At 63.9% G+C, this 17814-nt stretch carries 2 protein-coding genes (1 of these 2 only partly in view); both read left to right on the forward strand.

Going from position 1 to position 17814, the window contains the following annotated elements; all coding sequences use genetic code 11:
* Positions 1-188 precede the first annotated feature (188 nt).
* The gene (locus QMX91_RS06215; RefSeq protein ID WP_282412416.1) at positions 189-12503 is read left to right on the forward strand and encodes a non-ribosomal peptide synthase/polyketide synthase; all 12315 of its coding nucleotides are present in this window, start codon (positions 189-191) and stop codon (positions 12501-12503) included.
* Positions 12503-17814: the beginning of a non-ribosomal peptide synthase/polyketide synthase gene (locus tag QMX91_RS06220; RefSeq protein WP_282412417.1), read on the forward strand. The gene runs 9685 nt beyond the window's last position; the window shows 5312 of its 14997 coding nt (coding positions 1-5312); the start codon lies at positions 12503-12505; its stop codon lies off the right edge, out of view. The genes QMX91_RS06215 and QMX91_RS06220 overlap by 1 nt, the downstream gene beginning before the upstream one ends.

A 17814-nucleotide genomic window follows, 5' to 3' on the forward strand; every position in this document is an offset into this window, starting at 1 on the left:
TTGCATCGTTGACTGACACACCGCTTTCGCGAGCAAGCCCGCTCCCACATTTGATTTGTGTTTATGAAAAAAGCCGCTCAACCGCCCGCCTGACAGTTGTTCTCATTCGCTAATTTTTCCGGTCTGTATTCGTTTTATAGGGACGACGTGCCTTTGTGCTTCCTGCCTACTGATCCGGATGCTGAGAAATGAATGCTGAAGACTCCTTGAAACTTGCTCGCCGGTTTATCGGGTTGCCCCTGGAAAAGCGCCAGATGTTCCTCGCGGCCCTGCACAAGGAGGGCGTCGCGCGGTTCCCGATACCCGCCGGCATCGCAGCCGAGGATCGTCAGGCGCTGTCTTACGCGCAGCGACGCATGTGGTTCCTCTGGCAACTCGATCCGCAGAGCGGCGCCTACAACCTGCCCGGTGCGGTGCGACTCAATGGTCGACTGAATCAGTCGGCGCTGGAGCAAGCTTTCGCCAGTCTGGTGGAGCGCCACGAAACCCTGCGTACGGTGTTCCAGCGCCAGGCCGATGACAGCCTGCTGCAAGTGCCAGCCACCGCGCCGCTGCTGATTAACCGGGAAGACTTCAGCGCACTGCCGGCCGGTGAGCGCGAGCAGGCGGTGATCCGTGCCGCCGAACAGCAGTCGGTGTTGCCATTTGATCTGGCGGTCGGCCCCTTGCTGCGGGTGACCTTGCTCAAGCTTGCCGAGCAGGAACACGTGCTGCTGCTGACCCTGCACCACATCGTGTCCGATGGCTGGTCGATGAACGTGTTGATCGACGAATTCATCCGTTGCTACGACGCGTTCGACGCCGGTCAGACGCCGCAATTGCCGCCATTGCCGATCCAGTACAGCGACTATTCGCTGTGGCAACGCCGCTGGCTGGAGGCCGGTGAGCAGGCGCGCCAGCTCGACTATTGGCAGGCGCAACTGGGCGACGAACACCCGGTGCTGGAGCTGCCACTGGATCATTCGCGCCCGGCGATGCCGAGCTATCGCGGCACTCGTTACGAGTTTGCGGTCGACGGCCAACTCGCCGAGCAACTGCGCAGCACTGCGCAACAGCATCAGGTCACCGTGTTCATGTTCCTGCTCGGCGCTTTCAATGCGCTGCTGCACCGTTACACCGGGCAGACCGACCTGCGGGTCGGCGTGCCGATCGCCAACCGCAATCGCGGCGAGATCGAGGGGCTGATCGGCTTCTTCGTCAATACCCAGGTGCTGCGCACGCAACTGCACGGTCAGACCCGGGTCGACGAACTGTTGCGGGCGGTCAAGGAAACCGCGCTCGGTGCCCAGGCGCATCAGGATCTGCCGTTCGAGCAACTGGTCGAAGCGCTGAAGCTGGAACGCAGCCTCAGCCACACGCCACTGTTCCAGGTGATGTACAACCATCAGCCGCACGTCGCCGATATCGCCACCATCAGCACCGCATCCGGCCTGCAACTCGACAGCCTCGACTGGCAGAGCCGCACCACCCAGTTCGACCTGACGCTGGACACCTGGGAGAAGGGCGGCAAGCTCCACGCCGCACTGACCTACGCCAGCGACCTGTTCGATGCACCGACCATCGAACGCATGGCGCGGCACTGGCTGCGCCTGCTGACGGCGATGGTCGCTGATCCGTCGCAGCGCATCGGTGAGTTGCCGCTGCTGGAGGCTGACGAGCAGCGCACCCTGGTGCACGACTGGAACAACGTCCACGCGCAGTACCCGAGCGACACGCCGATTCATCAGTTGATCGAAGCACAGGTCGCGCGTACGCCGCAGGCACCGGCGCTGGTATTCGGCGAACAGACCCTGAGTTACGCCGAACTGGATGCCCGAGCTAATCGCCTGGCGCATCTGCTGCGCGAACAGGGCGTGCAGGCGGACAGTCTGGTCGGCGTTTGCGCCCTGCGTTCGGTGGAAATGGTCGTCGCGCTGCTGGCGATTCTCAAGGCCGGCGGCGCCTACGTGCCGCTGGATCCGGAGTACCCGCAGGAGCGTCTGGCCTACATGATCGAGGACAGCGGCATCACTTTGCTGCTGACGCAACAGGCGCTGCTGGCAGCGCTGCCGACTGACGGCGTAAACGTCATCACCCTGGATCAGCCGGGGCTGCTCGACCGTTACAGCGATAGCCGTCCGGAAGTCAGCGTCGATCCGCTGAACCTGGCGTATGTGATTTACACCTCGGGTTCCACCGGCAAACCGAAGGGCGCCGGCAACAGCCACGCGGCGCTGGTCAACCGTTTGTGCTGGATGCAGGAGGCCTATGCGCTGGACGCCAGTGATTCGGTGCTGCAGAAAACCCCGTTCAGTTTCGACGTGTCGGTGTGGGAGTTCTTCTGGCCGCTGCTGACCGGCGCGCGGCTGGTGGTAGCCGTGCCGGGCGCGCACCGTGATCCGCTGCAACTGATCGATAGCATCAACCGCCACGGCATCAGCACGCTGCACTTTGTGCCGTCGATGTTGCAGGCGTTCATTCACGAAGCCGGCGTGGAAAGCTGCAGCGGACTCAAGCGGATTGTCTGCAGCGGTGAAGCGTTGCCGCTGGATGCGCAACTGCAAGTCTTCGCCAAACTGCCGAACGCGAGCCTCTACAACTTGTACGGCCCGACCGAAGCGGCCATCGACGTCACTCACTGGACCTGTGTCGATGAAGGCGCGGACAGCGTGCCGATCGGCCGGCCGATCGCCAACCTGCGCACCCATGTGCTCGATGCCGAATTGCTGCCGGTGCCGAGCGGTGTCGCCGGTGAACTGTATCTGGGCGGCGCCGGGCTGGCGCGCAGTTATCACCAGCGTCCGGCGCTGACGGCCGAACGTTTTGTGCCGTGCCCGTTCCATGACGGCGCGCGCCTGTACCGCACCGGCGACCGTGTGCGGCAGCGTGCCGACGGCGTGATCGAATACCTCGGGCGTCTCGACCATCAGGTTAAGTTGCGCGGTTTGCGCATTGAGTTGGGTGAAATCGAGACCCGCCTGATGCAGCACTCGCTGGTGCGTGAGGCGGTGGTGCTGGTGCAGGGCGGCAAGCACCTGGTGGCTTATCTGGTGCTGGAAAATCCGCAGGCAGACGAGCAGTGGCAACAAGAGGTCAAGGCGTGGCTGCTCGGCAGTCTGCCGGAGTTCATGGTGCCGACCTACCTGATCACCCTCGACAAATTGCCGGTCACCGCCAACGGCAAGCTCGACCGCAAGGCCTTGCCACAACCGGATGCCGCGCCGCAACAGGCATTCGTGGCGCCACAGGACGCCATGCAAAAAGCCCTCGCGGCGATCTGGGAAGCTGTGCTCGGCCTCGACCGCGTCGGCCTCGAAGACAACTTCTTCGAGCTGGGCGGCGATTCGATCATCTCGATTCAAGTGGTCAGCCGCGCGCGGCAGGCCGGGATCCGTATCAGCCCGAGTGACCTGTTCCAGTACCAGACGGTGCGCAGTCTGGCGCTGGTCGCGAGCCACGATCATCTGTCTTCGGTGGATCAGGGGCCGGTGACCGGCGACGCTGTGCTCGGGCCGATCCAGCAGGATTTCTTCAGCCGGGTGATGCCGGTGCGCGAGCACTGGAATCAGTCGTTGCTGCTGACCCCGCGTGAGGCATTGAACGCACAATGGCTCGATGCGGCGCTGACCCACCTGATCAATCACCACGACGCCTTGCGCCTGCGTTTTGTCGAAGGCAGCGAAGGCTGGCAGCAAAGCCACGGCCCGCTGCTGACGGGCGCTGAGCTGTGGCAACGCGATGCCGAATCTGCCGAACAGTTGCAGGCACTGTGCAACGAAGCCCAGCGCAACCTCGACCTGCAAAACGGCCCGCTGCTGCGCGCGTTGCTGATGACGATGGCCGACGGCTCGCAACGACTGGCGCTGATCATTCATCACCTCGCGGTCGATGGCGTTTCCTGGCGGGTGCTGCTGGAAGATCTGCAGCAGGCTTACGAGCAACTGGCGGCGGGTGGCGGCATTCAGTTGCCGGCGAAGACCAGCGCGTTCCAGAGCTGGACTGCGCGTCTGGCGCAGGAAGCGTCGCGCTTCGATGAGCAATTGGGTTATTGGAAAGCCCAGCATCAGGGTGCCAGGGATCTGCCTTGCGAACGCCCGGATGGCAGCCTGCACAACCTGCATGGCGAGAAAATCGAATGGCGCCTCGACGCCGAGCGCACCCGTCAGTTGCTGCAACAGGCGCCCGCCGCCTATCGCACCCAGGTCAACGATCTCTTGCTCACCGCCCTGGCGCGCACCATCAGTCGCTGGAGCCAGCAGCCGGGCACGCTGATCGAACTGGAAGGCCACGGCCGCGAAGACCTGTTTGATGACGTCGACCTGACCCGCACCGTGGGTTGGTTCACCAGTCTGTTCGCGGTCAACCTGACCGCCAGCGCTGATCTCGACGGCTCGATCAAGGCGATCAAGGAGCAACTGCGCGCGGTGCCGGACAAAGGTCTGGGTTACGGCGTGCTACGGCATCTGGCCGCGCCGTCGGTGCGCGCCGAACTGGCCGCGCTGCCGCAACCGCGCATCACCTTCAACTACCTCGGTCAGTTCGACCGCCAGTTCGACGAGACGGCGCTGTTCGTGCCGGCTGTTGAAACCAGCGGCGTGGCGCAGGATCCTTCGGCGCCTCTGGGCAACTGGCTGACCGTGGAAGGTCAGGTGTATGGCGGCGAACTGTCGATGAGCTGGGGCTTCAGCCGCGAGATGTTCGACAGCGCCACGGTGCAGCACCTGGTCGATCAATACGCCAGCGAATTGCAGGCGCTGATCGAACACTGCTGCACGCTGCCCATTGCGCAAGCGACGCCGTCGGACTTCCCGCTGGCTCGGGTGACCCAGGCGCAACTGGATGCGCTGCCGGTGCCGGCCGGTCAGCTCGATGATGTCTATCCGCTGTCGCCGATGCAGCAGGGTTTGCTGTTCCACACCCTCTACGAGCAAGCGGCGGGGGAATACATCAATCAATTGCGCGTGGATGTGCAAGGCGTTGACCCTGAGCGTTTCCGCGCCGCGTGGCAGGCCACCGTCGATGCGCAGGACATTCTGCGCAGCGGTTTCGTCTGGCAGGGCGAACTGGCGCAACCGCTGCAGATCGTCCATAAGCAGGTGCAGTTGCCATTCAGCATTCTCGACTGGCGCGAGCGCGACGATCAGCCGGCAGCCCTTGCGGCGCTGGCCGATGCCGAGCGTCAGCAAGGATTCGATTTGAGCCATGCACCGTTGCTGCGTCTGGTGCTGGTGCAGACCGCTGCCGAGCAATGGCACCTGATCTACACCCATCACCACATCCTGATGGACGGCTGGAGCAACTCGCAGTTGCTCGGCGAAGTGTTGCAGCGCTACAGCGGTCGCACCCCGGCCCATGGCGGCGGACGGTATCGCGATTACATCGCCTGGCTGCAGCGTCAGGACGCGCAACTGAGTCAGGACTTCTGGAGCGCTCAGTTGGCCACGCTGCAAGAGCCGACCCGACTGGCCCGCGCCGCTACCGGCGGCGAGCGCGCCAGCGGCCATGGTGACCATTACCTGACGCTGGACGTGCCGCGCACTCAGGCGCTGGAAGCGTTTGCCCGCCAGCAGAAAGTCACCGTCAACACCCTGGTGCAAGCCGCGTGGCTGCTGTTGCTGCAGCGCTACACCGGTCATGAGGAGGTGGCGTTCGGTGCGACCGTGGCCGGGCGTCCGGCGGATTTGCCGGGCATCGAGCAACAGGTCGGCCTGTTCATCAACACCCTGCCGGTGATCGGCGCGCCGCGTCCAGACCAAAGCGTTGGCCAATGGCTGCAAGCGGTGCAGGCGCAAAACCTCAGCCTGCGCGACTTCGAACACACGCCGCTGGCGGACATCCAGCGCTGGGCCGGGCAGGGCGGGGAAGCGCTGTTCGACAACATTCTGGTGTTCGAAAACTACCCGGTCGCCCAGGCGCTGAGCCAGGCCGGGCAAGGCCTGACATTCGGTGATGTCGGCAACCTTGAGCAGACCCACTACGCCCTGAGCGTGGCGGTCACCCTCGGTCAGCAACTGGCGCTGCACTACAGCTTCGACCGCAGCCAGTTTGCCGGTGAGGTGATCGAAGGCATCAGTGCCCATCTGCTGCAATTGCTTGAGCAGTTTGCCGTGTCGGCCGAGCGCAACCTTGGCGAAATCGCTCTGGCCAGCGCGCAAGAGCATGCCCGCCAACAAGCCGAAAACCAGCCGCAGCCGTACCCGCTGGACATCGCTGTGCATCAGCGCATTGCCACGCTGGCGGTCGAGCGTCCGCAGCGCACCGCGGTGATCTTCAACGGTCAGCACTTCAGTTATGGCGAGATCGAGCAGCGTGCCAATCAACTGGCTCACGCGCTGATCGCCCGTGGTGTCGGCGCCGAGACCCGGGTCGGCGTGGCCCTGCCACGCAGCGAGGCGGTGATCGTCGCGCTGCTGGCGGTGCTCAAGGCCGGCGGTGCCTATGTGCCGCTGGACACCAGTTATCCGCGTGAACGCCTGGCCTATCTGATCGAAGATTCGGGGCTGGCGCTGCTTATCAGCGATTCGTCGGTGTCGGCGCAGTTGCCGGTCGACGAGTCGGTACCGTTGCTGGAACTGGATCGTCTCGACCTGCGCGAATTGCCGATCACGGCGCCACAGGTGGCAGTCGATCCGCACAACCTCGCGTACGTGATCTACACCTCCGGTTCCACCGGTAATCCGAAAGGCGTCAGCGTTGCCCATGGCCCACTGGCGATGCATTGCCAGGCCATCGGTCAGCGCTACGAAATGCGCGAAAGCGACTGCGAATTCCACTTCATGTCGTTCGCCTTCGACGGCGCCCACGAACGCTGGCTGACCAGCCTGACCCACGGGGCTTCGCTGCTGATTCGCGACGACACGTTGTGGACGCCGGAGCAGACCTATAACGCGATGATCGAACACCGCGTGAGCGTGGTCGCGTTCCCGCCGGTATACCTGCAACAACTGGCCGAACACGCCGAGCGTGTCGGCCACCCGCCGAAAGTCCGGATCTATTGCTTCGGCGGCGATGCGGTGCCGAGCGCCAGTTTCGAGCGGGTCAAGCGCGCGCTCGATCCGGACTACATCATCAACGGCTACGGCCCGACCGAAACCGTGGTCACCCCATTGATCTGGAAGGCTGGCCGTGAAGAGCCGTGCGGCGCCGCTTACGCGCCGATCGGCAGCCGGATCGGCGACCGCAGCGCCTACGTGCTCGACGCCGATCTGAACCTGCTGCCACAAGGCATGGCCGGTGAGCTGTACCTCGGTGGTACCGGGTTGGCGCGGGGTTATCTGAACCGTCCGGGGCTGACTGCTGAGCGTTTTGTCGCCGACCCGTTCAGCGCCCATGGCGGGTTGCTCTATCGCACCGGTGACCTGGTGCGCCAGCGCGTCGACGGCACGTTCGACTATCTGGATCGCATCGACAATCAGGTGAAGATTCGCGGGTTCCGTATCGAACTGGGCGAAGTCGAAGCGGCGCTGCAAGCCCTCGACGGCGTGCGTGAAGCGGTGGTCGTGGCGCAGGAAGGCAGCGCCGGCAGTGGCAAGCGGCTGGTGGCCTACGTAGTCAGTGATTCAGCGAGTGCCGAGTTCACCGATCACCTGCGCGCGCAGCTCAAGGCCAGCCTGCCGGCGCACATGGTGCCGGCGTATGTCCTGCGTCTTGAGCGCATGCCGCTGACGCCGAACGGCAAGCTCGATCGCAAGAACCTGCCAAAACCGGACGTCAGCCAACTGCAACAGACCTACCTCGCGCCACAGACGGCGCTGGAGCAGCAACTGGCGGCGATCTGGCAAGACGTGCTCAAGCTTGAGCAAGTCGGTGTCAGCGACAACTTCTTCGAACTGGGCGGCGATTCGATCATCTCGATTCAAGTGGTCAGCCGGGCGCGGCAGGCCGGGATTCGCTTCAGCCCCAAAGACCTGTTCCAGCACCAGACCATTCAGGCCCTGGCCGCCGTCGCGCAGACCGGCGAGGCGGTGCAGCCCATCGATCAGCATGCGCAAACCGGCGAAACCGCGCTGCTGCCGATTCATCAGGCATTTTTTGCCGAGGCGATTCCCGACCGTCACCACTGGAACCAGTCGGTGATGCTCAAGCCGACTCAGGCACTGGACGCTCAGGTACTGGAGCAAGCGCTGGATGCGTTGGTGGTGCAGCACGACAGTTTGCGTCTGGACTTTGTCGAGCAGGCCGCGGGTTGGTCGGCGCACTACCGCGACGTCGCCACGCAAGCGGGGGAAACCATTCTCTGGCAAGTCGAGGTCGCTGATCTCGCCGCCCTTGAGGCACTGGGCGACAAGGCCCAGCGCAGTCTGCAACTGAGCGGCGGTTCGCTGATCCGCGCGGTGCTGGCGAACCTGGCTGATGGCAGTCAGCGCCTGCTGCTGATCGTCCATCACCTGGTGGTCGATGGCGTGTCGTGGCGGATTCTGTTTGAAGATTTGCAACGTGCTTACCGGCAGATTCTCGCCGGTAACGCCGTGCAGTTGCCGGCCAAGACCAGTGCGCTCAAAGCCTGGGCGGCAGCGTTGCAGGACTACGCCACAACGCCTGCGTTGCAGGCCGAGCTGGGCTTCTGGCAGCAGCAGTTGCAGGGCGCTTCGGCGGCCTTGCCTTACGACCGGCCGCAGGGTGGTCAGCAACACGATCAGGCACTGACCCTGCGCAGCAAACTCGATCAGACCCTGACCCGTCAGCTGTTGCAGGAAGCTCCGGCGGCCTATCGCACCCAGGTCAACGACCTGTTGCTGACCGCGCTGGCGCGGGTGCTGGTGCGCTGGACCGGTGACGACAATGCGTTGGTATTGCTTGAGGGCCATGGTCGCGAAGACCTGTTCGAACACATCGATCTGACTCGCACCGTGGGCTGGTTCACCAGCGTATTCCCGGCACGCCTGGCACCGGCCACCGAACTCGGCGCGTCGCTCAAGCAGATCAAGGAACAGCTGCGGGCGATCCCCCACAAAGGCATCGGCTTCGGCGCACTCGCGCACCTTGGTGATGAGCCGGCGCGTGCCACCCTGCAAGCCTTGCCGGCGCCGCGCCTGACCTTCAACTACCTCGGCCAGTTCGACGGCAGCTTCGACGCTGCCAGCGATGCCCTGTTCGTGCCGACCAGCGAGTCCGGCGGCGCAGAGGTCAATCTGCAAGGGCCGCTGGGCAATCCGCTGGCGCTTAACAGCAAGGTGTTCGGCGGTGAGCTGGACCTGAGCTGGACCTACAGCGGCGCGATGTTCGACACCGCCACCATCCAGCGTCTGGCCGACGACTATGTGCATGAACTGACCGCGCTGATCGGCCACTGCTGCGACACTGGCAACCGTGGCGTGACGCCGTCGGACTTCCCGCTGGCGCAACTGTCGCAAGCGCAACTCGACGCACTGGTGCTGGAGCCGCAAGGCATCGACGACATCTACCCGTTATCGCCGATGCAGCAGGGCATGCTGTTCCACACCTTGCTCGAACACGGCAATGGCGACTACATCAACCAGATGCGTCTGGACGTCGACGGCGTCGATCCGCAACGCTTCCGCGCGGCGTGGCAGGCGGCGGTGGATGCCCACGACATCCTGCGCAGCGGCTTCTTCTGGCAAGGCGATCTGCCGCAACCGGTGCAAGTGGTGCAGCGTCAGGTCGAGGTGCCATTCAGCGTGCTCGACTGGCACGGCAGGACTGATCTGGAGGCAGCGCTGCAAACCCTCGCCGATGAGGAGCGCGCACTGGGCCTGGACCTGAGCTGTGCGCCGCTGATGCGCCTGGTGCTGGTGCGCACCGCAGTTGATCGTTATCACCTGATCTACACCAACCATCACATCCTGATGGACGGCTGGAGCAGCGCGCAGTTGCTCGGCGAAGTGTTGCAGCACTACAGCGGCGAAGCGGTCGCCCGTGGCGCGGGTCGTTATCGTGATTACATCGCCTGGCTGCAACGTCAGGATGGCGCGGCGGCGCAAGCCTACTGGCGGGCGACGCTGGGCAACCTGCAGGAACCGACGCGCCTGGCCAATGCCATCGCACGGCCGCAGGCCGGTTTGCCGAGCGTGGGTTACGGCGATCATTACCAGGTGCTGGACGCTGAGCTGAGCCAGCGCCTGGGTGAGTTTGCCCGGGCCGCGAAAGTCACCGTCAACACCGTGGTGCAAGCGGCGTGGCTGCTGCTGTTGCAGCGCTACACCGGCAAGGATTGCGTGGCGTTCGGCGCCACCGTCGCCGGGCGCCCGGCGGATCTGCCGGGTGCCGAAGCGCAGATCGGCCTGTTCATCAACACGCTGCCGGTGATCGCTGCGCCGTCCGCGCAGCAGAGCGTGATCGCCTGGCTGCAAGCGGTGCAGGCGCAGAACCTCGCCTCGCGCGAGTTCGAACACACGCCGCTGGCGGACATTCAGCGCTGGGCCGGGCAGGGCGGTGACGCGCTGTTCGACAGCCTGATGGTGTTCGAGAACTACCCGATCGGCGAAGCGCTGGAACGCGGTGCGCCGCAAGGTCTGCGCTTCGGCGCGGTGGCCAATCAGGAGCAGACCAACTATCCGCTGACCCTGCTGGTGAACATGGGCGCGCAACTATCGGTGCATTTCAGTTATCAGCGCGACAGCTTCGCGGCGGCCAGCGTGGCGCAGTTGGGCGCGCATCTGCAGCGTCTGCTGAGCCAGATGGCGGATGCTGGTGAGCGCACGCTCAGCGAGCTGAACCTGATCGAACACAGCCCTCAAGTGAATAGCGATTTCGCCACCGAGCAGTGCATCCATCAAGCCATTGCCCATCAAGTGGCGGCGACCCCGGATGCCTTGGCGGTGACCTTCGCCCATACGCAACTGACCTACGCTGAACTGGATGCGCAGGCCAATCGTCTGGCGCACAAACTGATCGAGCTGGGTGTTGGTCCGGAAGTGCGAGTGGGCGTGGCCATGCCACGTTCCGAGCAGTTGCTGATTGCCTTGCTCGCGGTGCTCAAGGCCGGTGGCGCTTACGTGCCGCTGGACCCGGACTACCCGGCGGATCGCGTTGCCTACATGCTCGAAGACAGCCGCGCGCGGGTGTTGCTCTCCGAACAGGCGGTTGCCGCGACTCTGAGCGTGCCGGGCGATACGCAAGTGCTGCTGTTGGATCAGCTGTCGCTGAGCGACTATTCGGTTGTTGCGCCACAGACTGCAGTACAGCCGGACAACCTCGCCTACGTGATCTACACCTCCGGTTCCACCGGCAAACCGAAAGGCGTGGCGATTGCCCATCGCAACGTCATGGCGCTGATCGACTGGTCGGCCAAGGTCTATAGCCGCGACGACATCCAAGGCGTGCTGGCCTCGACGTCGGTGTGCTTCGACCTGTCGGTGTGGGAGCTGTTTGTCACCTTGGCCAACGGTGGCTCGCTTATCATCGCGCGTAATGCCTTGGAGCTGCCGCAACTGCCGGCGCGCGATCAGGTGCGTCTGATCAACACTGTGCCGTCGGCGATTGCTGCACTGCAGCGAGCCGGGCAGATTCCGCCGAGCGTGCGCATCATCAATCTGGCGGGTGAACCGCTGAAACAAGCGCTGGTGGAGGCGTTGTATCAGCAGTCGACGGTCGAGCACGTCTACGACCTGTACGGCCCGTCGGAAGACACCACTTATTCGACCTGGACCCGCCGCAGTGCTGGCGGTCAGGCGCGGATCGGGCGCGCGCTTGAGCACAGCGCCAGCCATCTGCTGGATGCCGATCTGCACGCAGTGCCGCAGGGTGTTTCGGCCGAGCTGTACCTGTCCGGCGCCGGCATCACGCGCGGTTATCTGGGGCGTGCGGCGATGACCGCCGAACGCTTCGTGCCGAATCCTTTCGTCGACAACGGCGAGCGCATGTACCGCACCGGCGACCTGATTCGTCAGCGCGAGGAGGGCGAGCTGGAGTACATGGGCCGGATCGACCATCAGGTGAAAATTCGTGGATTCCGCATCGAACTGGGGGAGATCGAGGCGCGATTGCTCGCGCAACCGGCAGTCAACGAAGCGGCGGTGGTGGCCGTCGAAAGCGACACCGGCGCGCAACTGGTGGCGTATGTGGTCGCTCCGCAACTGGAGATGCACGACGGGGACGCGCAGCGGCAACTGCGCGAGGGACTAAAGACTGGCCTCAAGTCTTCGTTACCTGACTACATGATTCCCGCGCACCTGCTGTTCCTTGAGCAGTTGCCACTGACCCCCAACGGCAAACTTGACCGCAAGGCCCTGCCGGCGGTCGATGCCAGCCAGATGCAGGCCGCGTATGTCGCGCCGCACAGTGAGCTTGAGCAGCAGGTCGCGGCGATCTGGCAGCAAGTGCTCGAAGTGCAACGCATCGGTCTGAACGATCACTTCTTCGAACTCGGCGGGCACTCGCTGCTGGCGGTCAACGTGGTGTCGCGCATGGCTCTTGAACTGGGCCTGACGCTGACCCCGCAACTGTTATTCCAGCACCCCGTCCTGAGCGATTTTGTCGCTCGACTCGATACAGGAGGCGGGGCAATCAACGAACAGAAACTGAGCAAGCTGGAAGCCCTGCTTGACGATATGGAGGAAGTCTGATGGACAAGAGTGTTGCTTTGAGGGTAGCCAAGCGCTTTATCACTCTGCCGCTGGACAAACGTAAGCTGTACCTGGAAAAGATGCTCGAAGAGGGCGTCTCTCCGGCCAACCTGCCGATCCCGGAAACACGTTCCGGGTTTGCGGCGATTCCTCTGTCGTACGCTCAGGAACGTCAACTGTTCCTCTGGCAAATGGACCCGCACAGCACCGCGTATCACATCCCCAGCGCCTTGCGCCTCAAGGGGCGGCTGGATGTGGCGGCGCTGGAGCGCAGCTTCAACGCGGTGGCGGCGCGTCACGAAAGCTTGCGTACCACTTTCGCCGAACAGGGTGAAAGCTTTTGCCAGGTGATTCACCCGCAGCTGCCGCTGAGCATCAGCCTGACGGCATTGCCGGAGGGTCTCGATGCTGGCGGTGAAGACGCCGCGATCAAGGCCTTCGTCGAGAGCGAAACCGCACGCCCGTTCAATTTGCAGCAGGGCCCGCTGCTGCGGGTGGCGCTGCTCGAAGTGGCACCGGACGACCATGTGCTGGTGCTGATCCAGCACCACATCATCTCCGATGGCTGGTCGATCAAAGTCCTGGTCAACGAGCTGATCGAGCATTACGCCGCCGACACCGCCGGGCAGCCGCTGAGCCTGCCGGAACTGGAAGTGCAATACGCCGACTACGCGATCTGGCAGCGCCACTGGCTGGAAGCGGGCGAGCGCGAGCGCCAGTTGGCCTACTGGGTCAAGACCCTGGGCGGCGAGCAGCCGGTGCTGGAGCTGCCGATCGATTTCCCGCGTCCGGCCGTGCAAAGCCTGCGCGGTGCGCGGCTGGAACTGAACCTGCCGGCAGACCTCGGTGACGCCCTCAAACAGCTGGCGCAGCGCGAAGGTGCGAGCCTGTTCATGCTGTTGCTGGCGTCGTTCCAGGCGTTGCTGCATCGTTACAGCGGTCAGGCGCAGATTCGCGTCGGGGTGCCGACCGCTAACCGTAATCGGGTCGAGACCGAAGGCCTGATCGGCTTCTTCGTCAACACGCAGGTGCTGAATGCCGAGGTCAGCGGGCAACTGCCGTTCAACCAGTTGCTGGCTCAGGTCAAACAGGCGGCGATGGATGCGCAGGCGCATCAGGACCTGCCGTTCGAGCAACTGATCGAAGCCCTGCAACCGGAGCGCAGCCTGAGCCACAGCCCGGTGTTCCAGGTGATGTTCAACCACCAGACTAGCCGTGATCAGGGACGTAGCGCGGCGCAGTTGCCGCAGCTGAGTGTCGAGGATGTGCAGTGGGAAGGGCGCACCGCGCAGTTCGACCTGACGCTGAATACCTACGAATCCAGCGACGGCTTTGCCGCCGAGCTGACCTACGCCACCGATCTGTTCAAAGCTGAAACCGTCGAGCGTCTGGCGCGTCATTGGCAGAACCTGCTGCGCGGCATCGTCGCCGCACCGAGCCAGCGCGTCGGCGAATTGCCGTTGCTGGACAGCGCCGAACACGGCGTGCTGTTGCAGGACTGGTTGCGCAGCGCCGACCGCAGCGCGCAAGCCGAATGCGTGCAGCAGGATTTCTCCCGGCGTGCCCAGCAAACGCCGCAGGCCACTGCACTGATCATCGGCGAAGACGTGCTGAGCTACGGCGAGCTGGATGCCCGCTCCAGTCAACTGGCGCACAAGTTGATCGAGGCCGGCGTCGGCCCGGATCAACTGGTCGGTATCGCCGTCGAGCGCAGCGTGGAAATGATCGTCGGCCTGCTGGCGATCCTCAAGGCTGGCGGTGCTTATGTGCCGCTGGACCCGGCGTATCCGCAGGATCGTCTGGCCTACATGATCGAGGACAGCGGCCTGCAATTGCTGCTGACCCAAAGCCATTTGCAGACGCAGCTGCCGATCCCGCCGGGCGTGCAAGCGCTGTTGCTGGATCAACCACACGAGTGGCTGGCGGCTTATCCACAGACCGCGCCGGACGTGGCAGTCAATGGCGAGCATCTGGCCTACACGATCTACACCTCCGGTTCCACCGGCAAACCGAAAGGCGTGATGGTGCGCCACGCGGCGCTGAGCAATTTTGTCGCGAGCATGATCGAACAGCCGGGCATTTGTGCCGCCGATCGCATGCTGTCGCTGACCACCTTCTCGTTCGATATTTTCGGCCTGGAAATCTACGGCCCGTTGCTGGCCGGCGCCTGTGTGGTGCTGACCGGCAAGGACGTGCATCAAGACCCGCAAGCGGTGCTCGAACTGATCGAGCGTCACGCCGTGACGGCGCTGCAAGCCACGCCTTCGACCTGGCGCATGCTGCTGGACAATGAACAGGTGCCAATCCTGGCGGGCCGCACGTTCCTCTGTGGCGGTGAAGCGCTGCCGCAGGAACTGGCGCAACGCATGCTCGCACTGACGCCGAGCGTGTGGAACCTCTACGGCCCGACCGAAACCACTATCTGGTCGGCGCAGCACGCCTTGAGTGCGGACAGCAGCCGTCCATTCATAGGCAGGCCGATCGACAACACCGCGTTATACATCCTCGGCAGCGACCTGGAGCTCAATCCGCTCGGCGCCCCGGGGGAATTGCTGATCGGCGGCGACGGCCTGGCCCGTGGTTACTTCCAGCGCCCGAGCCTGACTGCCGAACGCTTTGTCCCGGATCCCTTTTCGAAAACCGGCGCGCGTCTGTACCGCACCGGCGACCTGACCCGTTACCGCGCCGAAGGCGTGATCGAGTACATCGGGCGGATCGACCATCAGGTGAAAATCCGTGGTTTCCGGATTGAACTCGGCGAGATCGAAGCGCGTTTGCTCGCCCTCGACAGCGTGCGCGAAACAGTGGTGGTTGCGCAGGACGGTCCGACCGGCCCGCAACTGGTCGGCTATGTGGTGCCGACCGCCGACGCTTTTGATGAAGGCGAACTGCGCGCCGCATTGAAAGCCAGCCTCAAGGCCGAGCTGCCGGAATACATGGTGCCGGCGCACCTGTTGTTCCTCGCGCAGCTGCCGCTGACGCCGAACGGCAAAGTCGACCGCAAAGCCTTGCCGGCACCTGACGCCAGCCAGCTGCAATCGACTTACATCGCCCCGCAGACCGCCACTCAGCACAGCGTCGCCGAGATCTGGCAGGCGGTGCTCAAGCTCGATCGCGTAGGCCTGAGTGACAATTTCTTTGAACTGGGCGGCCACTCGTTGCTGGTCACGCAAGTGGTCTCGCGCGTACGTCAGGCGCTGAACGTTCAAGTGCCGCTGCGCACGTTGTTCGAACACAGCACGCTGGAAGACTTCGTCGCCGCGCTGGGTGTCGATCAGGCGCATCGGGAGCCGCCGATTGTTGCCTTGCCACGCCAGCAACCGCTGGCGCTGTCCTATGCCCAGGAGCGTCAGTGGTTCCTCTGGCAACTGGAACCGACCAGCACCGCTTATCACGTGCCGGCGGCATTGCGTCTGAGCGGTGAGCTGGATCTGCCGGCGTTGCAGCGCAGCTTCGACGCGCTGATCGAGCGCCACGAATCGCTGCGCACCTGCTTCGTCGAGCAGCAGGGGCAGACCCTGCAAGTGATCCAGGCTCACGGCACGCTCGATCTGCAGGTGCAGGACGTGGCGGCGGAAATCGACGAGGCGGCGCTGCAAGCGCTGGTCGCCGCCGAAACCCTGCACCTGTTCAATCTGCAGCAAGGCCCGTTGCTGCGGGTCAAACTGCTGCGTCTGGCCGCCGATGACCACGCACTGGTCATCACTCTGCATCACATCGTCTCCGATGGCTGGTCGATGAATGTCATGGTCGATGAGCTGGTGGCGTTGTATGCCGCCTACAGCCAGGGCCAGAACGTGCAATTGCCGGCGCTGCCGGTGCAATACGCCGACTACGCCGTGTGGCAGAAACAGTGGATGGACGCCGGTGAACGCGAGCGTCAATTGAGCTACTGGACCGCACAACTCGGCGATGGCGATCAACCGCTGCTGGAGTTGCCGACCGACCGGCCGCGTCCAGCCGAGCAGAGCTATCGTGGCGCCCGTCGCGAGATCCCGCTGAGCCTCGAACTGGCCACCGCGCTCAAACACCTGGCGCAGCGCGAGAACGTCACGCTGTTTGCGCTGTTGCTGGCGTCGTTCCAGACCTTGCTGCATCGCTACAGCGGTCAGGCCGATATCCGCGTCGGGGTGCCGGTGGCCAACCGCAACCGGGTCGAGACCGAAGGCCTGATCGGTTTCTTCGTCAACACCCAGGTACTCAAGGCCGAGTTCGACAGTCAGCAGACGTTCCGCAGCCTGCTGCAGCAAGTGAAAAATACGGTGCTCGGCGCCCAGGCGCATCAGGATCTGCCGTTCGAGCAACTGGTCGACGCGCTGCAACCGGAGCGCAGCCTCAGCCACAGCCCATTGTTCCAGGTGATGCACAACCACCAGAGCCAGGTGCGTCAGGCGCAGGGCGCCACGCGGCTGCCAAACCTGGCGATTGAAGGCTTGCCGTGGGCGTCCAGTACCGCGCAGTTCGACCTGACCCTGAACACCTTTGAATCGAGCGACAACGTCTGGGCCGAGCTGACGTACGCCACCGATCTGTTCGACGTCGAAACCATCGAACGCCTGGCGCAACACTGGACCCGTCTGCTGCAAGGCATCGTTGCCGACAGCGCTCAGCGCATTGCCGAACTGCCGCTGCATGACGCCGCCGAACGCGCGGCGACCTTGCAGCAGTGGAACCCGGCCATCCGCGATTTCCCGAGCGAGCAGTGCCTGCATCAACGCATCGAACAACAAGCCGCCCGCGCCCCGCAAGCGATTGCCGTGAGCTGTGCCGGGCAGTCCCTGAGCTACGGCGAGCTCAACAGTCGCGCCAACCAGTTGGCCCACAAGCTGATTGCCAGCGGTGTCGGCCCGGACGTGCGCGTCGGTCTGGCGGTGGAGCGCAGCCTCGACATGCTGGTCGGTCTGCTGGCGATCCTCAAGGCCGGCGGCGCCTATGTGCCGTTGGACCCGACGTATCCGGAAGAACGCCTGAGCTACATGATCGGCGACAGCGGCATCGCCTTGCTGCTGACCCAGAGTCATCTGCTGGGGCATCTGCCAGTACCGGATTCGCTGAGCAGCCTGATGCTCGATCAGGAGCGTGACGGTCTGGAAGGCTACAGCGACAGCAATCCGCAGGTACGCATGAGTCCGGACAACCTGGCTTACGTGATCTACACCTCCGGCTCCACCGGGCAGCCGAAGGGTACGTTGCTGGCCCATCGCAACGTGCTGCGCCTTTTTGAGGCCACTGATGCGTGGTTCGATTTCGGCGCCACGGATGTCTGGAGCCTGTTCCATTCCTACGCGTTCGATTTCTCGGTGTGGGAGAT

It is taken from the genome of Pseudomonas sp. PS01299, assembly GCF_029960145.1.
In the GTDB taxonomy this organism is placed as follows: Bacteria; Pseudomonadota; Gammaproteobacteria; order Pseudomonadales; family Pseudomonadaceae; genus Aquipseudomonas; species Aquipseudomonas putida_A.

Excerpts from the sequence above, each read along its gene's own strand:
- QMX91_RS06215 (WP_282412416.1), top strand. The coding sequence starts at position 189 with ATGAATGCTGAAGACTCCTTGAAACTTGCTCGCCGGTTTATCGGGTTG.